Below are 24,070 nucleotides of genomic sequence, written 5' to 3' on the forward strand. Positions count from 1 at the left end.
AATTCCGTCGTACGCCCCGGCCATACGAATACAAAGCGAAGGCCAGGTCTTCGGCATCGGCTGCAAAATCTTCACCATCGCCGGCCCGGTGATTCTATACGGAATCTTCAGCTCCTGGGTACTGGGAGTGATTTACTGGGTGCTTCAGATGATGGGGATTGTGGGGGCGTAGAAAAGAAACCAATAGAAACAGATAGGCAGAATAAGAAGATGGCCGCGCAGGCCATGTTGTTATTCTGCTTTTTTCTTTTATGATGAAAAGTACCTTTGCAAAATGTGTGTCGATCAGGTGAAAGTCCTTTGCAAAATGTGATTGTTTATCTGAAATGTAGTTAGATCATTTCTTCTTGTAAATCGTTGCCCTTCCTTTTGATACACGGAAAATTCCATATTCCTGAGAATGTGTTCTTACATAATGAGATAGTTGTTTGGCTAGAGTCATTTTATCGCTGCGTGATAAACCGGGCCATTCATCCGGCACAAGGGAAGACACAATAAATGTGTCGCCATTCTTGCGTTGACTTAAGTTGTTTAACATAACACGTGTTAATGTGTTTATTGGCGATACATTTCCTCGGTTATCTGCATAAAGCATCACACAGTAGTGTTGAAATGCTGATGTAGAGAATCCTAATTCTTTAGCGAGTGTGGTTACAATATCGAAATCAGATTGCGAATAATTTGAATAAATTCTTGGCATAAAAATACTCCTCTCTATTCCTAAAGTAAGGTGCTAATATAATGATATAGTAGCACCTTACTTTAACTCTGTCAATGATTTTTTGTAAAATGCATATAAAAGTGAAAACTGGACAAATTATTATTGAAAAGAACTGGGATATGATAATCTGTCGGTCGGCGGGTTTGGCGATACTAGAACAGGAGGACATGCAGATGCAGGTTGGTAAGGCGAGTGTCAGATTTGAGAAGCCGCCTGTGATTGAGGCGGCGGCTTCGATTGCGGGGAAGAAGGAGGGGGAAGGACCGCTGGGGAAGATGATTGACCTGGTGGTGGAGGATGCCATGTTTGGGACAGACAACTGGGAGCAGGCGGAGAGTACCCTTCAGAAGAAAACGGCCCTGATGGCGATGGAGAAGGGGGGCCTTCAGAAGAAGGATATCCGCTATCTGTTCGCCGGGGATTTGCTGGGGCAGCTGATTGCCACTTCTTTTGGTCTGATGGATTTAGAGGTGCCCCTGTTTGGACTTTACGGGGCCTGCTCGACCATGGGAGAGTCCCTAAGCCTTGGGGCCATGACGGTGCAGGCCGGTTATGCCGAGCGGGTGATGGCGGTGGCATCCAGCCATTTCGCCACGGCGGAGAAGCAGTTCCGCTTCCCGTTGGCTTACGGAAACCAGCGGCCGTTTTCCGCCACCTGGACCGTAACCGGCTGTGGGGCGGTGGTTCTGTCGGCGGAGGGAAAGAAGGGGATGGCCAGGGTGGCGGGAATCACCACCGGACGTATCGTGGACATGGGGGCGACAGACTCCATGAACATGGGAGCTGCAATGGCGCCGTCGGCCTATCACACCATCCGGCAGAACTTTGAGGATATGGATGTGAATGAGACCTATTATGACAAAATCATAACCGGAGATTTGGGAGAAATCGGGCGGAAGATTCTGCTGGATTTCATGAAGAAGGACGGCTATGATTTGGAGGATGTCCATATGGACTGCGGCATGGAAATCTTTGACAAGGAGTCCCAGGACACCCACGCCGGCGGCAGCGGCTGTGGCTGCGCGGCGGTGACCCTGTGCTCCATGATTCTGCCAAAGATTCAGGACGGAACCTGGAAGCGGGTGCTGTTTGTGCCGACGGGGGCCCTGCTCTCCACCGTCAGCTTCAACGAGGGCCAGAGCATCCCCGGTATCGCCCACGGCGTGATGCTGGAGCATATTGACTAAGCGGAATTGACGAAAAGTAGAGGTGGACATTCATGGACTATGTAAAAGCATTTTTAATCGGCGGCATCATCTGCGCCCTGGCCCAGATTCTCATGGACAAGACGAAAATGATGCCGGGCCGTGTGATGGTGACCCTGGTGGTGACAGGAACCATCCTAGGCGCCATCGGCATCTACGAGCCCTTCGCCAAATGGGCCGGCGCCGGCGCCACCGTGCCGCTGCTGGGCTTTGGCAATACCCTGTGGAAGGGCGTCAAAGAGGGATTGCAGCAGGACGGCTTCCTGGGCGTCTTCAAAGGCGGATTTACCTCCAGCGCGGTGGGAATATCGGGAGCGCTGATATTCGGATATCTGGGTTCGCTGATATTTAAGCCGAAGATGAAGGATTAAATAAGAGAACAACCCGCCGCGGATATTAAGAAACCTTGGCGGCAAACTGGCTCTGGTACAGTTCGGCATAAAATCCGTTCTGCCGTATCAGCTCCTCGTGGGTGCCCTGTTCCACAATGGTGCCATCCCGCATCACCAGAATCAAATCGGCATCGCGGATGGTGGACAGCCTGTGTGCAATCACAAAGCTGGTACGGCCCTTCATCAGGTGATTCATCGCCTTCTGGATTTCAATTTCCGTCCTGGTATCCACACTGGAGGTAGCTTCATCGAGAATCAGGATGGAGGGATCGGCCAGGATGACCCTTGCGATGGTCAGCAGCTGTTTTTGTCCCACGGAGATTCCCGTCAGCTCATCATCCAGAACGGTCTCATAGCCCTGGGGCAGAGTGCGGATAAAATGGTCGATTCTGGCCGCCTTTGCCGCCCTTTTAATATCCTCCATGGAGGCGTCACTCCGCCCATAGGCAATATTTTCCGCAATGGTGCCGTTAAACAGCCAGGTATCCTGCAGCACCATGCCAAGAATGGAGCGCAGCTCGCTGCGGCTCATGTCGATGATATTGACGCCGTCGATGGTGATTTTGCCGCTCTGAAGTTCATAGAACCGCATCAACAGATTGACAAGCGTCGTTTTCCCCGCTCCGGTAGGCCCCACAACCGCAATCTTGCTGCCGGCCTTGACAAAGATATTGATATTTTTCATCAGAATATGGTCGTCCCGGTATCCAAACCGGACCTGCTCGAAGGTGACGGCGCCTTTGGGCTGGGAAATCATTTTCGTCTGGACCGCGTCCGGAATTTCTTCCAGCTCATCCTGAATCTGGTACACACGCTCCGAGGAAGCGATGGCTCCCCGCAGACTGTTCATTGTGAAGGACAGCTGAGTGATGGGCTCGGATATCTGGTTGACATACTGAAATATCGCCTGGATTTCCCCGATGGTAATGCTGCCGCTTATGACAGCCATAGCGCCCCGGATGGCAATCATTACATAGCCAATCTGCCCCATCAGCCGAACCAGAGGATTGATGGCGTAGGTGACAAACTGGGCCTTCGTTGATGTTCTTCGCAGCTTCTCATTCAGCTTATCATTGGTATTTATCATATCCTGCTGCAAATGATAGGCCTTGATAATGCTGTTGCCTGTAAATGCCTCCTCAATATTGGCATTCAGCTCCCCCAGCGCGGCCTGGTTGGCGGCGTAATAGCGGTGTGTCCTTGTGGAAATGATGGCCGCAATCATAATGCTTGCAATAATTGTGCCCAGTGCAATCAAAGTCAGAGAAGGGCTGATGGACACCATCATCGCAAAGGCGCCAATCACGGTGATAACCGCGGAAATCAACTGGGTCAGACTCTCCTGGAGCGTATCGGAGACCTTCTCCAAGTCGCTGGTCACCCGGCTCAAAATATCCCCTTTTTTGTGGGTGTCATAATAGCGCAGCGGAAGCCGGTTTAACTTGTCGCTGATGGATTCCCGCAGGGAAAGCGTCAGGTTTTGCGACACACTGGCCATGAGGTACTGCGGGATATAGTTGAAAAGGGCGCTTAACAGATACAGCCCTAATATTGTGAGCATAATGCCGCCCACCGCGGCTCCGACTGCCTCAGCGGCTCCGCCAAGGCTCTGGGAACGCTGGATAGCGTCAAAAATCTCATTGATGGCCTGGCCGATGAGAGCCGGGGTTAAAATGCTGCATAGGGCGGAAATCGCCAGGCAGACAGCCACAATCGCAATTTTCAGTTTCTGTTTTAAGAAATCCTTGAGAAAGCGCTTGATAGTTCCTTTCGCATTCTGCGGGCGCTCGGACGACATATCATCCCCCCAGAAATCAACATTTCCCTGGGTCTCTAACATCTCTTTTTCGTCATTCATGCTAATTCCTCCCTGCTTAACTGAGACTGTGCAATCTGCTGGTAGATGAGACAGCTGTGCAGAAGTTCCTGGTGGGTTCCCTTGCCCACAATCCGGCCCTCGTCCAGCACAATAATCTGGTCCGCGTCAACAATGGTGCTGATTCGCTGTGCGACGATAATCACCGCACTGTCCGTCACTTCCTGTTTCAGCGCCTGGCGGAGTCTGGCATCGGTCTTGAAATCCAGGGCGGAAAAGCTGTCGTCAAACATATAAATATCCGGTTTTTTGATAATGGCTCTCGCAATGGAAAGACGCTGTTTCTGTCCTCCTGAAAAATTGCTGCCGCCCTGGGAAACCGGGGTGAGCAGTCCTTTCTCCGTCTGCACGATAAAATCGTCAATCTGGGCGATGCCTGCCGCCCGGTGCATTTCCTCATCCGTGGCATCCTTTTTGCCGTGGCGCAGGTTATCCATGATGGTTCCGCTAAACAGAAACGCCTTTTGGGGAACGTAGCCGATTTTATCCCGCAGTTCCTCCTGGGGATATTCCCGCACGTCTTTTCCGTCAATGAGAATGTGACCCTGCTGCACATCGTAAAACCGCAGCAGAAGACTGGCAATGGTGGATTTCCCGGACCCCGTGCTGCCGATGATGGCCGTCGTCTGGCCCTTCCTGGCTGTGAAGGAAATGTCATGCAGTACCGGCTCCTCCGCGCCGGCATAGCGGAAGGTCACATTCTGAAATTCCACTTTGGCCCCGGTCGATGGAACGTGAAACGGAACCACCTGACCGGCAAACTCCGAATTCGTGTTCAGAACCTGGTTAATCCGGCGGACACAGGTCTGCGCCCGGGGAATGTAGAGAAACACGTACACGCCCATCAGCAGATACATCAGGGTGAGCATGGCATATTCAATCATAGCCATAATATCTCCAATCTGCATCTGGCCGGCAGCCGCCTGCTGGCCGCCAATCCAGACAATGATGAGGGTACAGAAATTCATCAAAATCATGACAAGGGGTATCATAGCGGCATACAGTTTGTTGGCTTTTATCGCGGTGTCCGCATATTCGCGGAACGTTTCGTCCGTCTTCATTTTCTCATACCGGCTGCGGTTAAAGGCCCGAATCACTCGGACCCCGATGATGCTCTGCCTGACGGTGCGGTTGATGTTGTCAAGCATGGACTGGAGTTTTTCATAGATCGGAATCAGCTTTTTGCCAAGAGCTAACGTGAGCAGGATGACAAGGAGCATAAATCCCATGATAATGAGCGCCAGAAGCCGGTTTTTGGAAAATGCCAGCACCAGTCCGGCGACAGTCATAAAAGGGGCGGGCAGGAGCATTTCCACTACGGCAGAAAATGCCTGCTGTACCTGGGCCACATCGTTGGTGCTGCGTGTGATTAAGGACGCGGCGCCAAACTGTTGAAAATCATTGACTGAGAAATCCTGGACCTTGCGAAACAGCGCCCCACGGATATCCCGGCCCATGCCGGTGGAAATATAGGTGGATGTGTAGGTGCCGAGAATGGAAACCAGGGCGGTAATCATAGCGGTCAACAGCATGAAGCCTCCTGTTTTCCAGACAAAATTCAAATCGCCTGCCACAATTCCGTTGTTTACAATGTCGGCAGTGAGCGTTGGGATATACAGGGTTCCTATCACCTGGACAAAGAGCAGGAACAACATCAGGATTATCCGCTTTTTGTAAGGTTTTAAAAATTGTAACATGTTTTTCATATCAAAATCTCCTTTAAATAAAGAGTCTGCCTCGGCAGACTCTCGCGCCGGAGTGACCTCACTGCGTGCGAGGCCGCACTCCGTTGGGTCAGACCCCGCGGTTGCTTCAGCAGCCATACTACCTTTAACGCGGAGTGCGCATCCCCCGGAGGGCTTTTGTATAACAGGACGCACTTTCCTGTTATATAAAAATAGAGCCGACAACACACGATAGTTTCACTCGTGGTTATCGGCTCTGCGTCTTTGCGTCTGGCTCATTGATAATAGCCGTATGAAATTGTTTTACCTGAATCAATGTCTCCCGCTTGCATTTGGGGCAGAAGAGGGGGAAATTTTCCAGCACGGTATGTTCAAGGACTTTTACTCTTGTTTTGCCCTGGCAGTGCGGGCACAAAATCCACTGGGAATTCACGGGGTGTCACTTCCTTTCATCTCAAAAAGATGGTTCAGCTCTTCCGCGAAGATGAGATGCTGCTTTTCGGTAAGACTGAGAAACAGGCAGCGCTCCTCCTCCGTCATCTGGGAAAATGCTTTCAACTCCGCATTCAGGACAGGGACAATGTATTTCTGGCAGAATTCCGTCCCCTTTTCCGTCAGACAGATGGCCTTGCTGTTGCGGGCAGCAGCCATCTGCTCCAGATAGACGTAACCCTCCTTTACCAGGTTGTTGATGGCGGAATTCACGGTCTGCTTCGGAAGACACCACAGTTCAGCCAGAGCATTCTGCGTGTATACTTCCTCAAAATCACACAGAAAATACATCACCCAAAATGCCGTATCAGAAATCCCCAAATGAACCGCACAGCGGTGATACAATTCATCCTGCTGCTTATCCAGCCTGACCAGTTCCGCCCTCTGTTCCTGTACACTGTTTTTCATAAGAACCTCCTTGTGTTTTAAAATCCGATTTCGGATTATTGGAAGTATAAATCCGAATTCGGATTTTGTCAAGGGAGTTCATAGAAATTTTATAAATTGGCAGCGCTTAGGGAGATACATTTTCTAAAGGACATAGTGTGATGTTGACAACATGTGTGCGGTTGTATATAATGGTGAAAATCAATTTTATTACAGCAAAAGCCCCCCAGTGGGAGGGCTTTTGGCGTATCAGGGGAAGGGAGGTACATACAATGTTGAAATTGGTAAAGTTAGAGGAAACGTATATGCCGCAGATGGCGGACATGATGGATGAGTGGAGTGCTTCCGGAGAGAGAATTGTTCCGTATGTGTTGACGAAGGCGGACTATCATAGGTATCAGGATTATGTGGAGAGTCTGGAGGTAACCAGTGAAGGGAACGGCCTGGTGCCGGATTCCACTTATTTCTGTCTGGATGATGACAGGGACATGTTCCTGGGAGCTGTGAATATCCGTCATAAGCTGAATGAGAAACTCCTGCTAAACGGCGGCCATATCGGGGATGGCATCCGCCCTTCGGAGAGGGGAAAGGGGTATGGGACGAAGATGATAGCCATGGCGTTGGAGAAATGCAGGGAGCTGGGGATTGACAGAGTCCTGATGGTCTGCGACAGAAACAATGCCGCGTCAGCAAGAACGATTGTAAAAAATGGCGGAGTCATGGAAAATGAGATAGAAGTCGACGGGGTGATGGAGCAGAGATACTGGATTGATATCAGATAAAACTGGCGGCCATCTGGACCGTACATGGTTGGGGGATATAGGAGATAATTCTTCGGCAGATGTTGACAATAGGAACCTATTTGTCTATAATAAAGTTAAGAAATCTTAGTGATTTCATACCTTTCGCAATGTAGGACAAAAAACATTGTATGATACAAAGATGCTTCACAATGTGCAATAAAAAACATTGTACAATACAAATACCCTTCACAATGTGGGACAAAAAACATTGTAACAAAAGCCCTTTTAAGAGGGCTTTTGTTGTACCAAGGAGAGAAATGGTATTAAATGGGATGCATTTTGGTAAGAATGAGTTTTATGAAATTATTCGGAAATTAGGCAGACAATGGAATGATTTTAGAGAGCGTCCGCTCTTCTGTTTGATGAAATCGAGTAAAAATTATTTGATTGATGAGATACATGACAGAGCATTTAAGGAAGCTGCATTAACACAGGAGCAGGAGTATGAAAGCACAGCGGAAACAACGCCGTAGCTGTGGGGGTGAGTGTAAAAAAGGATGGCGGCGGATATAGAATTTGATATATCATTTACCACCGTCATCTACACCTCTCCACAGCACCCTACACCGACTTCCGGTTGATAACTTTCGTCCCGATTTCTATCTTCACCGGGCAGTGGTCGGGGGATTCGATGATTTGGATGAGGCGGCTGACGGCCATCTGGCCCATGTATTGTTTGGGGACGTGGACAGTGCTGAGGGCCGGCTCAATGTAGGTGCACAGGGGCATGTTGTCGAAGCCGATGATGCTGACATCCCGGGGGATGACGTAGCCCATCTCCTTGATGGCTTTCATGGCGCCGGCTGCGATTAAATCGTTGTCGGCGAAGTAGCAGCGGGAGAGCTCTTCCCCGGATTTTAACAGTTCCAGCATATCCTCGCAGGCCCCTTCCATGGAGGGGGAGAGGGAGAGTACCTGGGACTTGGAGGGGGAAAGGCCGTTTTCGCGGATGGCTTTGTAAAAGCCGTCGGTTCGCTCCTGAAAGTTGCCGATGGGGTAGGAGGAGCGCAGGTAGCCTGGCTGGCTCTTGGTCTTGTGGATGAGGAAGTCCGTGGCCTGGTAGGCGCCCTGAAAGTTGTTAATCAGGACGCAGTCGAATTCCAAATCCCGGAAATAGGTGTCCAGCACCACCAAAGGGATGCCCAGCTTCTCGAAGGGCTTGAAATCCTCCATCGTCATCTCCGTGGCGAGGAGAATCATCCCGTTGCAGTAGGAGAGACTGGATAACTGCCTGGGCAGGCTGTCGTCCGCATACAGATAATTGATATTCAGGCTGTAACGGGCCTGACGGCAGGCCAGGTCGATGCCCTCGGTCAGCTGGTTAAAAAAGGGAGTGTCCGTTACAACGGCGCCGTGTTTTTTGAAAATGACAAAAGACACGGTGCCTTTTTCTATCTGTGGCTCCTTTGGCTCCTGAATCCGGGAGAAATCATAGCCCTGCTCCCTGGCGGTCTTTAAGACCCGCTGCCTGGTGGCGGTGCTGACTCCCGCCTTGTTATTCAGCGCCATGGAAACGGCCGCTTCCGATAACTGCAGCATTTTCGCTAATTCTTTGGCTGTAATCGACATAAAACTTCTCCCTTCTCCGATTCGTGAATCTCTCTATTTATAACATGGATTCTGACATGATTAACGTGACTGCCCAATCATCATATCCCATATAAACATATCTTCCATCGTTCTCTACCATAAAGAATATACGATTAAGTAAATTAAGTCAATTAAATTCGATTTATTACTTAATATTAAGTTGAAATTAAGTTGGCATTTAGATATCATTTGCTCAAAGGAACCGTGATAATCACGAACATTCTAAATAATAACCTTTGGGAGGTATTCAAAATGACGAAAATAGTAATCGGTTTGGCACCAACAAGGAGAAGCATCTTCTCCGCCCCTGACGCGGTAAAGTTCGCGGACTTAACCAGAAAACGCTTAAGGGAATTAAGCGTGGAATTTGTGGACATCGACGACATTGCTGAGGACGGCCTGCTCCACAGTGAGGAGGACCGCATCAAGATTGCGGAGAAATTCAAAGCGGCGAAGGTGGACGGTCTCTTCTTCCCCCACGGGAACTTCGGGACGGAGTATGAGGTGGCCAGACTGGCGAAGGAACTGAACGTGCCGGTTCTCCTCTGGGGACCGAGAGACGAGCGGCCGGATGAGAATGGCATCCGCCTGCGAGACAGCCAGTGCGGCCTGTTTGCCACCGGAAAAGTACTTAGGAGATTCCAGGTGCCATTTACATATATGACCAACTGCCGCTTAGAGGATGCGGAGTTTGAGCGGGGAGTCCGGGATTTCCTGGCGGTCTGCAACGTGGTGAAAGCATTTCGAAGCACCAGAATCCTTCAGATTGGGCCGAGACCCTTTGATTTCTGGTCCACCATGTGCAACGAGGGCGAACTGCTGGAGAAATTCAATATCCAGTTATCCCCCATCCCAATGCCGGAGCTGACCTGTGAGGTGAAAAAGGCGCTGGAGGAGAAGACGGAGGTGGCTGAAGTGGTCGCCTACTGCCGGGAACATTTTAACATCGCCATCAAGGACAACGAGCTGGAACATGTAGCCGCCTTAAAAGTCGCCATGAAACGCCTCACCGTAAAATACGGCTGCAACGCCATCGCCATCCAGTGCTGGAACGCCCTCCAGGGCGAGCTTGGCATCATGCCCTGCGCGGCCAACTCCCTGTTAAATGAGGAGGGGATTCCGGTGGTGTGCGAGACCGACATCCACGGCGCCATCACAGCGATTATGGCGGAGGCCGCCGGAATGGACGAGGCGAGAACCTTCTTTGCCGATTGGACCGTGAGACATCCCGACAATGAGAACGGAGAACTGCTCCAGCACTGCGGCCCGTGGCCCTTGTCAGTGGCAAAAGAGAAACCTTCGATCGGCTACCCGCTGGCCTTCGACCATCCGGGCGCGGTGGAAGCCCTTGCAAAGGACGGGGAAATGACCCTGTGCCGCTTTGACGGCGACAACGGGGAATACTCCCTTCTTCTGGGAAATGCCCGCGGCGTGGAGGGTCCTTACACCAAGGGAACCTACGTGTGGGTGGAGGTGGAAAATTTAAAACGCCTGGAAGCCAAAATCGTGGAAGGACCGTACATCCACCACTGCGTGGGAATCCACAAGGACGTAGTGCCGGTGTTATATGAGGCATGTAAATATCTTGGCATCAAGCCGGACCTGTACGACCCGGTAGAGGAGCAGGTGAAGGCATATCTGCGTGGCGAGTGAGAAAGGGGATAACCATGGAAAATTATAAAGCATTTTCATATGACATCAGAAAAAATATTGTAGATATCATTGTGGCCGGGGGCGGCGGACATATCGGCGGCGATATGAGCGTGACCGACATTTTGCTGACACTGTACTTCCGTGTGATGAACATTTCCCCGGAAAATAGGGACGACGAGAACCGGGATATGTTTGTGATGAGCAAAGGCCACTGTGTGGAGGCGCTGTACGCGGTGCTGGCGGCGAAGGGATTTTTCCCGCTGGAGGAAGTGAAGGAGCAGTTCTCCAGATTCGGCTCCAAATTCATTGGCCACCCCAACAACAAACTGCCAGGCATCGAGATGAACAGCGGTTCCCTGGGACACGGTCTGCCGGTCAGCATCGGCATGGCCCTGGCGTCCAGAATGGATAACCGCCAAAACCGCATTTACGTGGTAATGGGAGACGGGGAGCTGGCGGAAGGCTCCGTGTGGGAGGGCGCCATGGCGGCCGGTATGTACCATCTTGACAACCTCTGCGCCGTAGTGGACCGGAACCGTCTTCAGATTTCCGGCGGCACCGAGGAGGTCATGGCCCACGACAGCCAGACAGAGCGGTGGTCCAGTTTTGGCTGGAATGTCATCGACGTGGCGGACGGCAACGACAGTGAGCAGCTGCTTGCGGCCTTTGAGGAGGCGAAAACCGTCAAGGGAAAACCGACGGTGGTGATTGCCAACACCGTGAAGGGCTGTGGTTCCGCCGTGATGGAACACAAGGCGGCCTGGCATCATCATGTGCCAACCGCGGAAGAATATGCACAGATTATCAAAGATTTTGAAGCGAGAAAGGAAGTGGCCCTGAATGAATAAGATACCAAACCGCGCCGCCATCTGCCAGGTGCTGATGGATACGGCAAAAGAAGACAAGGACATTGTGGTACTCTGCAGTGATTCCAGGGGAAGCGCTTCCCTCACCCCGTTTGTGGATGCGTTTCCGGAGCAGTTTGTGGAGGTGGGGATTGCGGAGCAGAATCTGGTGAGTATCTCCGCCGGCCTTGCCAAATGCGGGAAACGCCCCTTTGCGGCATCCCCGGCCTGTTTTTTGTCCACCAGAAGCTATGAGCAGATTAAGGTGGATGTGGCCTATTCAAATACCAACGTGAAGTTAATCGGAATCAGCGGCGGCGTCAGTTACGGCGCTCTGGGCATGAGTCATCACTCCTGCCAGGATATCGCCGGAATTTCCGCTATTCCCAATATGAGAATCTACATTCCCAGCGACCGCCATCAGACGGCGTGCCTGATAAAAGAGCTGACAAAGGACGATAAACCGGCCTATATCCGGGTGGGACGAAACCCGGTGGAAGATATTTATGAGGAGGGAAATGTTCCGTTTCAGATGGATCAGGCCACGGTTTTGTCGGAAGGGACGGATATCGCCATCATTGCCTGCGGCGAGATGACGGCTCCGGCAAAAAAAGCGGCGGAGCTGTTGAAAAATGAGGGAAAAACCGTTACACTTTTAGATATGTACTGTGTGAAACCCATTGACGCCGAGGTGGTCATCCGGGCGGCGAAGCAGTGCCGCGGGGTGATTACGGTGGAGGAGCATTCCCCATACGGCGGACTGGGGGCGATGGTGAGCCAGATTGTGTCGGCAAACTGCCCGAAAAAGGTTATTAACATGTCACTGCCGGATGCGCCGGTGATTACGGGGACCTCCGGTGAGGTGTTTGATTACTACGGGCTGAATCCGGAGGGGATTGCCCGTCAGGCCCTCGAACTGCTGAAAGACTGAGAGGTGGCGCTGTGAAGTATATCATTGGAATTGACCAGAGTACCCAGGGGACCAAGGCGCTGCTGTTTGACGAGCAGGCCAGACTTCTGGGGCGGACGGATAAGAATCACCGACAGATTATCAGCCGTGAGGGGTACATTTCCCATCATCCGGAGGAACTGTATGAGAACACCCTGGAGGTGGTGCGGCGGCTGGTGGAGGAGCAGAGAATTCCGGTGGAGGATATCTGCGGCATCGGAATCAGCAACCAGCGGGAGACCACGGTGATGTGGGAGAAGGAGACGGGACGGCCGGTGTGCGACGCCATTGTGTGGCAGTGCGCCAGGGCGGAGTGCGTCTGCCAGGGATTTACCGGGGAGCAGAAGGAGTATATTGCGGCCAACACGGGGATTCCGCTGTCGCCCTATTTTCCTGCGGCGAAAATGTCGTGGATTCTGAAGCACTGCGAGGAGGCAGGGAAGCTGGCGAAAGAGGGACGGCTGCTGGCCGGAACGGTTGACAGCTGGCTGCTCTACAAGCTGACCGGGGGGAAGGAGCATAAGACGGATTACTCCAATGCTTCCAGAACCCAGCTGTTTAACTTACATACGCTGTCGTGGGATGAGCAGATCTGTGCTATGTTTGGGATTCCTGTCAGCTGTCTGCCGGAGGTGAAGGATTCCAACTCCCTGTTTGGGATGACGGATTTGGAGGGACTGGCTGACAGGAAGATACCGATTCACGCCATGATGGGGGACTCCCACGGGGCGCTGTACGGACAGGGATGCCATCAGCCGGGAATGGTGAAGGCCACCTATGGCACCGGCTCCTCCCTGATGATGAATGTGGGCCGGGAGTTTATCGGCAGCAGTCATGGGATTGTGACTTCCTTAGCCTGGGGCATTGACGGCCAGGTGGACTATGTGCTGGAAGGAAATTTGAACTATACGGGGGCGGTTATCAGCTGGCTGAAGGATGATTTGCAGCTGATTGAGTCTGCGGGTGAGACGGAAAATCTGGCGAGGAATGCCAGCCAGGAGGATACCACCTATCTGGTTCCGGCTTTCAGCGGACTGGGGGCGCCTTACTGGAAGAGTGATGGAAAGGCCATGATTTACGGCATGAACCGGGGGACCGGGAAGAAGGAGATTGTGAGGGCGGCGCTGGACTGCATCGCCTATCAGATTACGGATATTTTGAAGGCCATGGAGCTGGACAGCGGGATGACGATCGAGAAGCTGTGCGTGGACGGCGGTCCCACCAGAAATGGGTACCTGATGCAGTTCCAGAGCGACATGGGCGGGATGACCGTGGCTGTGCCGGACGCGGAGGAGTTGTCTGGTATGGGAGCGGCTTATCTGGCGGGGATTACCATGGGAGTGTTTACGAAGGAGCAGTCATTTTCCCGGTTACAGTACCGGGAGTATCGGGCGTCCATGGATGAAGAGAGGAAACATGCGCTCTATGAAGGCTGGCTGGATGCCGTGAGACGGGTGCTTGGCCCGTGATGGAAATGACAGGAGGAGAGATATGCTGAAGGTATCGGAGATAACCGTCCAGTATTTAGACCATCCGGTGGGACTGGGGGAACGGCCCTGGTTTGGCTGGAAACTGGAGAGTGACAGGAGAAATGTGATTCAGGAGGCCTACTGTCTGGAGATTGGGGCGGATGCGGCCTGCTCCCAGCCGGTCTGGCAGAGCGGCTGGGTGGAGAGCCAGGAATCCGTCCATGTGGAGGCGGAAGGGTTTGCGCCGGAATCCTGTACGAAATATTATGTGAGAGTCAAGGTGCGGGACGGGCAGGAGGAGAGCGGGTTTTGTGAGGCGGCTCCTTTTGTGATGGCCATATTGAACCAGGAGGAGTGGCAGGCCCGCTTTATCACGGCGGAGCGGCCGGAGGATAAAGACTCTTCGGGGAGTACCTGTCTCAGAAAAGAGATTCGTCTTTCCGGTGAGGTGGAAAGCGCTTTTGTATGTGCCACGGCGCTGGGATTATATCATTTTTATATTAACGGGGAGAAGATAGGGACGGACGAAATGACGCCCGGCTGGACTTCCTACAAGAATCACCTGTGTTACCAGACCTACGAGGTCACGGAGTATCTGAAACAGGGTGACAATGCGTTGGGCGCCATGGTTGGCGCCGGCTGGTACAAGGGCAAGATGGGATTTCTGCACCTGCGCAACAACTACGGGGAGCGGGCGGCCTTTCTGATGCAGCTGCTTATCCGTTACCGGGATGGCAGGGAAGAGATTGTCGTGACGGATGACAGCTGGACGGGACATGACGGGCCGGTCACGTTTTCAGAAATATATGACGGCGAGACTTATGATGCAAGACTTGAGATAGACGGGTGGAATCTGGCAGAAATGGGGCAGGCGGTGGAGTCACTGGCCGGGCAGCAGGAGCAGGTGGTGGAGTCATCGGCTGGGCAGCAGGTACAGGCAGTGGAGTCGCTGGCTGGCCAGCAGGAGCGGGCAGTGAATGCCTCAGACTGGCGTCCGGCAGAAATGTTGGATTTCCCTATGAGTGCCCTCTGCGCCCAGGCGGGAAGCAAGGTTTCCGTGGTGGAAACGCCGCCTGTTAAGGAGATTCTCACCACGCCGCAGGGCGACAGAGTTCTGGACTTCGGCCAGAATCTGACCGGCCGGGTTCAGTTCAAGGTCCGTGGAAATGCCGGAGACCAGGTGAGACTTCATTTCTTTGAAACTCTGGACGCGGCCGGAAATGTCTACACCGCCAATTTGAGAACCGCCAAAGAGGAAGTGACCTACATCTGCAAGGGACAGGGCGAGGAACTGTACCATCCCTATTTCAGCTTCCAGGGCTTCCGTTACGCCCATGTAATTTCCTGGCCTGGAGAGCTGTGCCCGGAGGACATCGAAGCGCAGGTGCTCCACTCCGCCATGAAGGAGACCGGTGATTTCCAATGTTCCCATCCCCTGGTGAACCAGCTTCACCACAACATCCGCTGGAGCATGAAGGGCAATTTCCTGGATGTGCCGACGGACTGTCCCCAGAGAGACGAGCGGATGGGCTGGACGGGGGACGCCCAGATATTCTGCCGGACAGCCTGCTATCTGATGAACACCTACACGTTCTTTGCTAAATGGTTGAGGGACGTGGCGGCGGACCAGACACCGGAGGGGGGCGTGCCCCACGTGGTGCCGGATATTATCAGCGGGAAAGAGGAGGACGACTGGCTGCTGTCCCAGGGAACCCACTCCGCGGCGGCCTGGGCCGACGTGGCGGTCATCAATCCCTGGAACCTGTATCTGATGTATGGGGATAAGACCATCCTGGAAGAACAGTATGATAGCATGAAACGCTGGATTGGTTTTATGAGAGACCACGCCGTGGACTACATCTGGAACTACAAACTTCAGTTCGGCGACTGGGTGGCTCTGGATGCGGAGGAAGGCAGTTATTTCGGGGCGACGCCCAATGACTTGACCTGCACCGCCTATTTTGCCCACTCCACGGATTTGTTTGCCCGGATAGCCGGGATACTGGGGCGGGGTGAGGACGCGAGAGAGTACGGGGAACTGTATGAGAAGATAAAAGAGAAATTCCGGAGAACCTTTTTCCAGGAAGACGGGAAAATGACGGCCATGACGCAGACAGCCCATATTGTGGCGCTGTATTTCGAACTGGTTCCGGAGGAGTACCGCATGCAGACAGCGGCCCAGCTGGTGAAACTGCTGGAGAAGGAGCAGGGACATCTGGTGACCGGGTTTGTGGGGACACCTTATTTCTGCCATGCATTGAGCCGGAACGGCTATGTGAAAGAGGCCTATGAGCTGCTGTTGAAAGAGGATTTCCCATCCTGGCTGTACCAGGTGAAAATGGGGGCGACCACCATCTGGGAGCACTGGGACGGACTGAAACCGGACGGAACCATGTGGAGCCCGGATATGAATTCCTTTAACCATTACGCCTACGGGGCGGTGGGAGAATGGCTGTACCGGGTGGTCCTCGGCATCGAAGCGGATGAGAGGGATCCGGGTTACCATCATATGATCATCAGCCCCCAGACCGGGGATGCGTTTGCATTTGCCAAAGGGCATTATGACAGCGTTTACGGGACAATAAAAGTCCACTGGGAGAAGGGGCAGCAGGAGGGAGAACGCCGGCTATATATTACGATTCCGGCGAACACCACGGCTGATATCCGTCTGGAGAGCGGGGCAGTGATTGCGGATGCGGACGGACTGGCGTTTGTGGATCAGGCTGGCGTTATGACGGCTGTGGCAGGCTCCGGGACCTATGAGATAAGTTACCGGAAAGGAGGAGAGCAATCATGCTGACAGACACAACACATTCACCTAACGCCGGAGTATATGGTCTGCCCTTTCATGCGGTGACATGGACGGGGGGACTGTACCGGGAGCGGTTTGATACCTGTACGGCGGCCACGGTTCCCCATCTTCAGAAGATGTTTGAGAGCAAGGACATCAGCCATGTGGTGGAGAATTTTCGGATAGCCGCAGGGGAGAAAGAGGGAAGCTTTGACGGAACCGTGTTCGGGGACGGGGATTTTTATAAATGGATGGAGGCCGCCATCTACACGGCGGTGGCCGGGAACAACCGGGAGCTGCTGGGGCAGATGGAGGATTATATCGCCCTAATCGGGCGGGCACAGCTGGAGGACGGGTACATTTCCACCAAGCAGATTATCAGCGAGCGGGAAGGAACCGGGGCAAGGCTGGGAGATATCAATGAGTTTGAGGTTTACAATTTCGGGCATCTGTTCACGTCGGCCTGTCTCTACAAGCGGCTGACGGGAAATGACAGCTTTTTACGGATTGCCGAGAAGGCGGCGGGATATCTGAAACACCTCTATGCGGAGGCGGAGAAGACCGGGGAAGCCCAGACGGCTGTCTGCCCGTCCCACTATATGGGATTAGCAGAGCTTTACCGGACCACCGGAAACCGGGAGTATCTGGAACTGTTGAAACAGGCGGTGAGACTGCGGGACTGTGTGGGAGAGGGAATGGATGACAACCAGGACCGGCTGCCGCTAAAGGAGCATGAAGCCATTATCGGCCATGCGGTCCGGGCCAATTATCTGTATGCCGGCGTGGCGGATTTGTGTCTGGAGGAGGACAATCCGGAACTGGTGGAGGTGCTTCATAAGGTGTGGAAAAGTCTGGTGACGCAGAAACTCTACATCACCGGCGGGTGCGGGGCGTTGTATAATGGCGCGTCCCCCTACGGCGATTTCTTCCACCACCAGCTGGTGCATCAGGCTTACGGCTACGAATACCAGCTGCCCAATGTGACGGCCTACAATGAGACCTGTGCTTCGGTGGGGGGCGTTTACTGGGCCTACCGCATGTTCTGCATGGAGAAAAAGGCGGAGTATGTGGATGTTCTGGAGCGGATGGTGTTGAATGTAAATCTGGCGGCGGTCAGCCTGGACGGGAAACGGTTCTTTTATGAGAATATGCTCCGCAGGGCGAAGAAGCTGCCATACAGTCTGATTTGGGGGCAGGAGCGGGCGGAATATATCTTAAGCTACTGCTGCCCGCCCAACCTGGCCAGAATGATTGCCCAGCTGGGCGAATACGCCTATGCCACGGACGGAACGGGGATTTACACCCTGCTGTACGGGGATAACCGGGCGGAGCTTGCGTTGGAACATGGCTGTGCCGCCACGCTGGTGCAGAAGACGGAGTATCCCTATGATGGGAATATCCGTTTTACGTTTGAAGATGTGAAACAGAATGCGCCCGTCACCCTTCACGTGAGAATTCCGGGATGGGTGAGGAAAGGGAGCATCCGCCTGATAATTGAGAATGCTGCTAACCACCAGCCGCAAACCTGGAAATTAACCAGAGAACAGGCGGGAACCTATCTCCCCATCGAGATATCCAATCCCGCCGCCTCCACCCTGGAAATCGATTTTGGCATGGAGCCGCGCCTCACCTGCGCACATCCTCTGGTGGAGGAGACGAATGGCCAGGTGGCCGTGGAGTGCGGCCCGCTGGTGTACTGTCTGGAGGGCATGGATGCCCCGGTGGAGACGCTGGATGATTTGTATATCCCTTCGGATATCACGCTGAAGCCGGAGCCAAGAACCATCGAAGGCAGAACCATCACCGGACTGGCCGGTGCCATGTGGAAGAAAAAACGCAATGAAAATTACGACAGAGATGCCTTATATCAGGACTACGAGGATGACGGCTACGAGAGCGTTCCGGTGCATCTGATTCCCTACTTTGCCTGGGATAACCGCGGTATGGATGAGATGCGCATCTGGATGCCGGTCGTAACGGCAAACGGCCATTCGAATTAGAAGAATGCCAACAGTATCAAAACACAAGATGCAATACCTCAATCATACATTGGAGGACTGACAGAGATGTTATATGGAGTATCGTATTACCCGGAGCACAAGACGAAAGAGGACCTTGCCTGGGATATTAAGCTGTTGAAGGAATCCGGCATCAACACCGTGCGCATGGGGGAATTCTCCTGGTGCCGCATGGAGCCGGAGCCGGGACGATATGATTTCACCTGGCTCGATCCTGTCATAGAGGAGCTTGGAAATGCCGGCATCCGCACCATCGTGGGAACGCCCACGGCGTGCCCGCCGGCCTGGATGGTGGAACAGTGGCCGGATATGCTCTATCAGGATAACCGTGGTGTCCGCCGCCCCTTTGGCGGCCGCCGCCACGGCTGTTACAACCACGAGAAATTCCGGGAAGACTGCGCCGCCATCGCCACGGCCATCGGCCGCCACTACGGCGCCAACCCTTACATAGCAGGCTTCCAGATAGACAACGAGCTGGCCCAGGAAGGAACCGGCCGCTGCACCTGCCCCACATGCCAGAAGAAATTCCAGGCATGGCTGGAGCGAAAATACGGTGATATCCACACCTTCAACCGCCGCAGCGGCGCCATCTTCTGGTCCCAGGAGTACACCGGTTTCACCCAGATTCACCCGCCGGTCAATGCCATAGAACCAGGCGCCCAGACGCAGATACGGGATTTCTACGAAAATCCCACCGTCCGCCTGGAATTTGAGCGGTTTTCCAGCGAGTGCCAGATCGAATTCCAGAACATTCAGGCGGACATCTTAAAAGCCCACACCAGCTATCCGGTCACCACCAACGGAACCGGACTTGCCACCAACAGCATTGACTATTACAAGGGCTTTGAGAATCTGGACCGCTACGCCTTTGACTACTATCCAAACCTGCGGGACGCCTGGGTGGATTCCTTCCCCTACGCCTTTGGACGCGGGGTAAAGCCGGGTGTCCCCTTCTGGGTGCTGGAATTCATGTCCGGCGGCGGCCACCGCTTCGGCGGAAGCGGCCGCTTACAGCCGAATCCCGGAGCCTTAAAACAGGCCGTCGTCCAGTCCTTCGCCCAGGGGGCGGAGCTGATACTTCATTTTCAGTTTCGCAGCTTCCCGGTGGGAGCGGAGCAGCTGAACTACGCCATCGTGGACATGGACGGCATCCCAAGACGCCGCTACTACGAAATGCAGGAGACAGCCGCCCTGTTAAAACAGCTGGAACCGCTGGCCGGCGCCGGTTTCCCCTCCGAGGTGGGAATCCTGTTAAACTACGACAGCCACTGGGCGCTGAACATCAAGCCGGTCAATGAGACGGAATTCACATATCTGGACTTTGCCCGGAAACTGTATTACAATTTAGAATGCATCGGAATTCACGCCGACGTCCTGTCCTCGGACAGCAGACCGGCGGATTTGGCCGGATACAAGGCGCTGGTTCTGCCCGCCTCCATCATTCTCAGCGAGGAGCGGGCCAGGGCGCTGAAGGAATACGTGGCATCCGGCGGCCTCCTCATCTCCACCTTTTTAACCAGCGTGAAAAATGAGGACAACGTAGGCTACACCAGCCCTCTGCCAGCCAATATGACGGAGGTGTTCGGAGTCACTGTCCAGGAGGTGGAGCCGGTATTTGAGACCAGCCGCGCCAGCCTGGAACTCCATCTGGACGGCCAGGACCTGCGGCCAGACGCCAGCAGTGACAGGATGTCTGTCGATGGAACTGTTTCCGATGACGCCCGGAGCAGCCTTTTGGGGGAGAATGCAGTACCCGGAAGAGGTACCATTGTCACCACCGATAACGCCTGGAGCGAGCTGCTGGCCGGCGAAGCCGCCAGCCTAGGCGTTTACACCACAACCTACAAAGCCGGCAGCGCCGTCATTTCCCAGCATCCTTACGGAGCCGGCAGCGCCGTCTACATCGGCACCGACCTTCCGGATAAGGACTGGAGAGCGCTTTTCGACCATCTCCTGTCCCCAATCTGCCAGTGGAAGGACGAGATACCGCCCCATGAGGGCATCCAGGTAGTCAGCCGGATCCGTGACAACACCCGGATCTACTACCTGTTCAATTTCTCCGGCCAGGAGACCACCGTCTCCATTCCGGAGGGAAAAACAGACATTTTAAGCGGTCAGCAGCTGGAACAGAAACTCACATTAAAGCCGAACGATTTTATCGTAATCGGATAACAGGAAAATAAGGAAGCACCGGCATAGGTCTTCCTTATTTTTGCATAACCGGTTTTGCACAACAGGGTCCCGCCACCGTGCGGAACACCAGCCATTTCAAGGGGGAGTACAGATGAAGCAGTTTCGCATCAATCAAAAAAATCAATGGAAGATCCGCCTGACCAGGGCGTGGAAGCGCAGAAGCATCAAGGAGCAGATTCTCTCCTCCATGCTCATCTGTTCCATCATCGCCGCCGCCCTCCTTGGCGGCATGACGTTCCTGTTCTCCAAACGGACCATGGAGCGGAATTACCAGAACTCCCACCGGCACAACCTGGAGGTGTCCGGCAGCATTATCGACATCCAGCTCCAGAACCTGGTGGAGCTTTCCAGAACCCTGCTGCAAAACCAGGAATTCAAAAACATTTTCACCAGAGAGCAGAGGACGGGAACCTATTTCTCCAGCCGTGACGACATCGTGTTAAACCACATCATGCGGGATTTGGCGGAGCAGAACAAATACATCCAGAGCATCGTGGCCATCCACAAGACCGGCAACATCTACTTTTACAGCAAGCTGACCATGCAGAACGGGAAAATGTTAAAGTATCACAGAGACACCGATATCCTCTCCATGGACTGGGTCACCCAGTCGGATAAGGAGCTGGGAAAGGAGCTGTTCTACGGCTATAACGTCCTCTTTGATGACAACAACGAGACCTTCTCCATGGTCAAAACTCTGAAAAATACGGAGGACGGGGAGGACATGGGCTATGTGGTGTTCAACATCAAGAAAAGCATTTTCCTGTCCGCCTTCGGGAGAGCGGACGAGGGCTACGTCACAAACCGCTACATGATTATGGACAAAAACCAGGCCACCTCCGGGGGAAATCCAGATGGAAACCTGGTGTATTTCCACGGCGGCACGGAGATGAAGCCGACCATCGTGGCGGATTACATCAGTGGCCACAGCGGCCGGTACTTATTCAGCGAGGTCCACAACGAGCGGGGCGGCTGGGAGGTCGTCAACGTCATAGCCAGGGAGGAGTTAAGCCATGACAGCAATTACATCGGCTGGATTACCTTCCTGGTGTGTATCGCCATGATGATCGTCTGTTACCTGTTTGCCTCCAGGGTTTCCAACATTATCACAAGGCCGTTAGAGCAGTTAAAGAAGAACATTGACGTGGTCAGCGAGGGCAAATTCCAGATTGAGGAGGAGTTTGACGAGACGGAGATAGGCCGCATCGGCACCCAGTTTAAGAACATGGTCAACAACAACTTGGACCTTCACGAGAAGCTGCTTCACTCGGAAATCCGGGAGAAGGAGGCGGAGCTGTTGCTGCTGCAGTCCCAGATTAACCCGCATTTTCTCTACAACACTTTGGATTCCCTGTATTTCATGGCGGTGATCGAGCAGGCGGATGAGATTGCGGAGATGGTGCTGGCCCTGTCCGACACCTTCAAACTCAGCTTGAACCGGGGCGAGAAGCTTATCGAGGTGAGGGACGAGATTGAGAAAATCAAGGCATACATGAAGCTCCAGAACATGCGCTACCACAACCGGTTTGAGCTTCAGATTGACGTGGAGGAATCCATGATGGAGCAGAAAATCCTCACCTTCATCCTGCAGCCGGTGGTGGAAAATGCCGTCTACCACGGCCTGGAGCCCAAGATGGGGGACGAGTGCTATATCCGCCTGACCGGGCGCCTGGTGGAGCCTTCAGAGGGCGGACATCTGGCGGACCAGCCGGATGACGGCCATGGGGAAGAAACATCAAAAATCAGCTACATGGAGTTCCAAATCAAAGATAATGGGGTGGGAATCATCGACATGAGCCAGCTGGAAGAGGGCTATGGCGTGAGAAATATCAAGGAGCGGCTGTTCTTATTCTACGGGGAAGAGGCGGGCATCCGCTACGAGAGCAGACCGGGAGAGGGAACACAAGTCATCATCCGGGTTCCGCTTGACATTCAGAAAGAGGGGTAATTGTTATATGTATCGAATGGTAGTAGCAGACGACGAGTATATCGTGGTGGAGGGGATCAAAGCCATCATAAGCCGGCTGAAGCTCCAGTGCGAGGTGGTGGGCTTTGCCTACAACGGCATTGAAGCCTTGGACGTCATCCGGGACAAACGGCCGGACATTGTCATCACCGACATCCGCATGCCGGGACTGGACGGCCTGTCCCTCATCGAGAGCTGTAAGGAATTTCTTCCGGAAGCCTATTATGTGGTAATCAGCGGCTACACGGAATTTGAATATGCCAGACGGGCCATCACCCTGGGGGTGGTGGACTACATCGACAAGCCGGTCACCATGCAGAAGATTGCGGAGGTGCTGGAGGAGGTGGAGAAGAAGAGCAATCCGCCCCAGTACGCCTACAACCGGGTGGTGAAGGAGACCGACAAGGTGGTAGATCTGGTTATGATGGGAAAGGCCGACGGCCTGGAGGAAGCCATGGAACACCTGCTTCTCATCCTGCGGGAAAATGTTCCCGAATTCGAGCAGTACCGCCAGGAAATGTACAAAATCATGTCCATGCTGGTGCAGATATTCCGGGAGAGCAATCCGGACGTCTCCTGCCAGATTACCCGCCACGACATGGAAAAATGGCGGAATCCGGAGGAGTGCGGGGAATTCTGCATGAACATCATCCGCAAGATGAGCGAGCATCTCCAGGGCAAAAAGGTGGGCAGCAACCACCGGATTATCCAGAAGCTGTTACAGTTCATCGACGAAAAATACGCCGACAACATCGGCCTCAACGAGCTGGCCATGCTGGTCAACATGAACCCGGCCTACTTGAGCATCCTGTTTCGCAACGAGGTGGGCGTCACCTATGTGAAATATTTAACGGACTTAAGAATCAAGAAGGCTAAGGAACTTCTGGACGAGGGCATGAAGGTGACGGAGGTCAGCGAAAAAGTGGGCTATTACAACTACCGCTATTTCTGCGAGATTTTCAAGAAACATCAGGGCATAACGCCAAACGAATACAAGGGACACGTGAGAAAACGTGGTTAAATGAACAAAAATTC

Annotated in this window: 20 protein-coding genes; 14 read left to right on the top strand and 6 right to left on the bottom strand. The window is 53.4% G+C overall.

Features of this window, described 5'->3' with window-relative positions:
- On the top strand, positions 1 to 172 hold a 172-nt coding region (locus tag HMPREF9473_RS26805), incomplete at its 5' end, for a SpoVA/SpoVAEb family sporulation membrane protein (RefSeq protein ID WP_148552369.1).
- 165 nt (positions 173 to 337) lie between these two features.
- Here the strand turns inward: HMPREF9473_RS26805 and HMPREF9473_RS27325 are convergent.
- Positions 338 to 700: a hypothetical protein gene (locus HMPREF9473_RS27325; RefSeq protein ID WP_006779999.1), complete on the bottom strand. Its 363-nt coding sequence runs from the start codon at positions 698 to 700 to the stop codon at positions 338 to 340.
- Positions 701 to 888: 188 nt separating this feature from the next.
- Here HMPREF9473_RS27325 and HMPREF9473_RS10080 point away from each other — a divergent pair, with 188 nt between their 5' ends.
- Both HMPREF9473_RS10080 and spoVAE read left to right on the top strand, forming a co-directional pair.
- Positions 889 to 1,908 (top strand): stage V sporulation protein AD, encoded by a 1,020-nt coding sequence (locus tag HMPREF9473_RS10080; RefSeq protein ID WP_034858236.1) that lies wholly within the window; start codon positions 889 to 891, stop codon positions 1,906 to 1,908.
- A 32-nt stretch (positions 1,909 to 1,940) separates the two neighbouring features.
- Positions 1,941 to 2,297: a stage V sporulation protein AE gene (gene spoVAE / locus HMPREF9473_RS10085; protein WP_006780001.1), complete on the top strand. Its 357-nt coding sequence runs from the start codon at positions 1,941 to 1,943 to the stop codon at positions 2,295 to 2,297.
- Between the two features lie 25 nt (positions 2,298 to 2,322).
- Here the strand turns inward: spoVAE and HMPREF9473_RS10090 are convergent, their stop codons facing one another.
- The 4 genes from HMPREF9473_RS10090 to HMPREF9473_RS10105 all read right to left on the bottom strand — a co-directional run bounded on the left by HMPREF9473_RS10090 (position 2,323) and on the right by HMPREF9473_RS10105 (position 6,779).
- Complete coding sequence (locus HMPREF9473_RS10090) at positions 2,323 to 4,176, bottom strand: ABC transporter ATP-binding protein (RefSeq protein WP_006780002.1); 1,854 nt, start codon at positions 4,174 to 4,176, stop codon at positions 2,323 to 2,325.
- Entirely contained in the window at positions 4,173 to 5,900 is a 1,728-nt protein-coding gene (locus tag HMPREF9473_RS10095; RefSeq protein ID WP_006780003.1) for an ABC transporter ATP-binding protein, read from the bottom strand. Before HMPREF9473_RS10095 ends, HMPREF9473_RS10090 begins: the two co-directional genes overlap by 4 nt.
- Before the next feature lie 226 nt (positions 5,901 to 6,126).
- A complete protein-coding gene (locus HMPREF9473_RS10100) occupies positions 6,127 to 6,312 on the bottom strand; it encodes a cysteine-rich KTR domain-containing protein (RefSeq protein WP_034858239.1) in 186 nt (61 codons plus the stop codon).
- On the bottom strand, positions 6,309 to 6,779 hold the full coding sequence (locus HMPREF9473_RS10105) for a MarR family winged helix-turn-helix transcriptional regulator (RefSeq protein WP_006780004.1): 471 nt from the start codon (positions 6,777 to 6,779) through the stop codon (positions 6,309 to 6,311). The genes HMPREF9473_RS10100 and HMPREF9473_RS10105 overlap by 4 nt, the downstream gene beginning before the upstream one ends.
- A 251-nt stretch (positions 6,780 to 7,030) precedes the next feature.
- Here HMPREF9473_RS10105 and HMPREF9473_RS10110 point away from each other — a divergent pair, with 251 nt between their 5' ends.
- Together HMPREF9473_RS10110 and HMPREF9473_RS10115 are read left to right on the top strand one after the other, a co-directional pair.
- On the top strand, positions 7,031 to 7,540 hold the full coding sequence (locus HMPREF9473_RS10110) for a GNAT family N-acetyltransferase (RefSeq protein WP_006780005.1): 510 nt from the start codon (positions 7,031 to 7,033) through the stop codon (positions 7,538 to 7,540).
- A 278-nt stretch (positions 7,541 to 7,818) separates the two neighbouring features.
- Positions 7,819 to 8,034, top strand: coding sequence for a hypothetical protein (locus HMPREF9473_RS10115; RefSeq protein ID WP_006780006.1), 216 nt, complete (start codon positions 7,819 to 7,821; stop codon positions 8,032 to 8,034).
- 88 nt (positions 8,035 to 8,122) lie between these two features.
- Here HMPREF9473_RS10115 and HMPREF9473_RS10120 read toward each other — a convergent pair whose 3' ends face one another.
- On the bottom strand, positions 8,123 to 9,130 hold the full coding sequence (locus tag HMPREF9473_RS10120; RefSeq protein ID WP_006780007.1) for a LacI family DNA-binding transcriptional regulator: 1,008 nt from the start codon (positions 9,128 to 9,130) through the stop codon (positions 8,123 to 8,125).
- Positions 9,131 to 9,403: 273 nt separating this feature from the next.
- Here HMPREF9473_RS10120 and HMPREF9473_RS10125 point away from each other — a divergent pair, with 273 nt between their 5' ends.
- From HMPREF9473_RS10125 to HMPREF9473_RS10165, 9 genes are all read left to right on the top strand, one after another.
- The gene (locus tag HMPREF9473_RS10125; RefSeq protein ID WP_006780008.1) at positions 9,404 to 10,804 is read left to right on the top strand and encodes an L-fucose/L-arabinose isomerase family protein; all 1,401 of its coding nucleotides are present in this window, start codon (positions 9,404 to 9,406) and stop codon (positions 10,802 to 10,804) included.
- Positions 10,805 to 10,818: 14 nt separating this feature from the next.
- Positions 10,819 to 11,652: a transketolase gene (locus HMPREF9473_RS10130; protein WP_006780009.1), complete on the top strand. Its 834-nt coding sequence runs from the start codon at positions 10,819 to 10,821 to the stop codon at positions 11,650 to 11,652.
- Positions 11,645 to 12,580 (top strand): transketolase family protein, encoded by a 936-nt coding sequence (locus tag HMPREF9473_RS10135; protein WP_006780010.1) that lies wholly within the window; start codon positions 11,645 to 11,647, stop codon positions 12,578 to 12,580. Before HMPREF9473_RS10130 ends, HMPREF9473_RS10135 begins: the two co-directional genes overlap by 8 nt.
- A gap of 11 nt (positions 12,581 to 12,591) precedes the next feature.
- A complete protein-coding gene (locus HMPREF9473_RS10140) occupies positions 12,592 to 14,067 on the top strand; it encodes an FGGY-family carbohydrate kinase (RefSeq protein ID WP_006780011.1) in 1,476 nt (491 codons plus the stop codon).
- A 22-nt stretch (positions 14,068 to 14,089) separates the two neighbouring features.
- On the top strand, positions 14,090 to 16,867 hold the full coding sequence (locus HMPREF9473_RS10145; RefSeq protein WP_006780012.1) for an alpha-L-rhamnosidase: 2,778 nt from the start codon (positions 14,090 to 14,092) through the stop codon (positions 16,865 to 16,867).
- On the top strand, positions 16,861 to 18,858 hold the full coding sequence (locus HMPREF9473_RS10150) for a glycoside hydrolase family 127 protein (RefSeq protein WP_006780013.1): 1,998 nt from the start codon (positions 16,861 to 16,863) through the stop codon (positions 18,856 to 18,858). The genes HMPREF9473_RS10145 and HMPREF9473_RS10150 overlap by 7 nt, the downstream gene beginning before the upstream one ends.
- Before the next feature lie 66 nt (positions 18,859 to 18,924).
- On the top strand, positions 18,925 to 21,048 hold the full coding sequence (locus HMPREF9473_RS10155) for a beta-galactosidase (protein WP_006780014.1): 2,124 nt from the start codon (positions 18,925 to 18,927) through the stop codon (positions 21,046 to 21,048).
- Positions 21,049 to 21,160: 112 nt separating this feature from the next.
- The gene (locus HMPREF9473_RS10160; RefSeq protein ID WP_006780015.1) at positions 21,161 to 23,017 is read left to right on the top strand and encodes a sensor histidine kinase; all 1,857 of its coding nucleotides are present in this window, start codon (positions 21,161 to 21,163) and stop codon (positions 23,015 to 23,017) included.
- A 7-nt stretch (positions 23,018 to 23,024) separates the two neighbouring features.
- Entirely contained in the window at positions 23,025 to 24,056 is a 1,032-nt protein-coding gene (locus HMPREF9473_RS10165; RefSeq protein ID WP_006780016.1) for a response regulator transcription factor, read from the top strand.
- Positions 24,057 to 24,070: the final 14 nt, after the last annotated feature.

Origin of the sequence: Hungatella hathewayi WAL-18680, assembly GCF_000235505.1 — a bacterium.
GTDB lineage: Bacteria > Bacillota > Clostridia > Lachnospirales > Lachnospiraceae > Hungatella_A > Hungatella_A hathewayi_A.

Bases quoted from the DNA above. Each gene is read 5' to 3' on its own strand.
- HMPREF9473_RS27325 (WP_006779999.1), bottom strand. From the start codon at position 700: ATGCCAAGAATTTATTCAAATTATTCGCAATCTGATTTCGATATTGTA.
- HMPREF9473_RS10080 (WP_034858236.1), top strand. From the start codon at position 889: ATGCAGATGCAGGTTGGTAAGGCGAGTGTCAGATTTGAGAAGCCGCCT.
- spoVAE (WP_006780001.1), top strand. From the start codon at position 1,941: ATGGACTATGTAAAAGCATTTTTAATCGGCGGCATCATCTGCGCCCTG.
- HMPREF9473_RS10090 (WP_006780002.1), bottom strand. From the start codon at position 4,176: ATGAATGACGAAAAAGAGATGTTAGAGACCCAGGGAAATGTTGATTTC.
- HMPREF9473_RS10095 (WP_006780003.1), bottom strand. From the start codon at position 5,900: ATGAAAAACATGTTACAATTTTTAAAACCTTACAAAAAGCGGATAATC.
- HMPREF9473_RS10105 (WP_006780004.1), bottom strand. From the start codon at position 6,779: ATGAAAAACAGTGTACAGGAACAGAGGGCGGAACTGGTCAGGCTGGAT.
- HMPREF9473_RS10110 (WP_006780005.1), top strand. From the start codon at position 7,031: ATGTTGAAATTGGTAAAGTTAGAGGAAACGTATATGCCGCAGATGGCG.
- HMPREF9473_RS10115 (WP_006780006.1), top strand. From the start codon at position 7,819: ATGGTATTAAATGGGATGCATTTTGGTAAGAATGAGTTTTATGAAATT.
- HMPREF9473_RS10120 (WP_006780007.1), bottom strand. From the start codon at position 9,130: ATGTCGATTACAGCCAAAGAATTAGCGAAAATGCTGCAGTTATCGGAA.
- HMPREF9473_RS10125 (WP_006780008.1), top strand. From the start codon at position 9,404: ATGACGAAAATAGTAATCGGTTTGGCACCAACAAGGAGAAGCATCTTC.
- HMPREF9473_RS10130 (WP_006780009.1), top strand. From the start codon at position 10,819: ATGGAAAATTATAAAGCATTTTCATATGACATCAGAAAAAATATTGTA.
- HMPREF9473_RS10135 (WP_006780010.1), top strand. From the start codon at position 11,645: ATGAATAAGATACCAAACCGCGCCGCCATCTGCCAGGTGCTGATGGAT.
- HMPREF9473_RS10145 (WP_006780012.1), top strand. From the start codon at position 14,090: ATGCTGAAGGTATCGGAGATAACCGTCCAGTATTTAGACCATCCGGTG.
- HMPREF9473_RS10150 (WP_006780013.1), top strand. From the start codon at position 16,861: ATGCTGACAGACACAACACATTCACCTAACGCCGGAGTATATGGTCTG.
- HMPREF9473_RS10155 (WP_006780014.1), top strand. From the start codon at position 18,925: ATGTTATATGGAGTATCGTATTACCCGGAGCACAAGACGAAAGAGGAC.
- HMPREF9473_RS10160 (WP_006780015.1), top strand. From the start codon at position 21,161: ATGAAGCAGTTTCGCATCAATCAAAAAAATCAATGGAAGATCCGCCTG.
- HMPREF9473_RS10165 (WP_006780016.1), top strand. From the start codon at position 23,025: ATGTATCGAATGGTAGTAGCAGACGACGAGTATATCGTGGTGGAGGGG.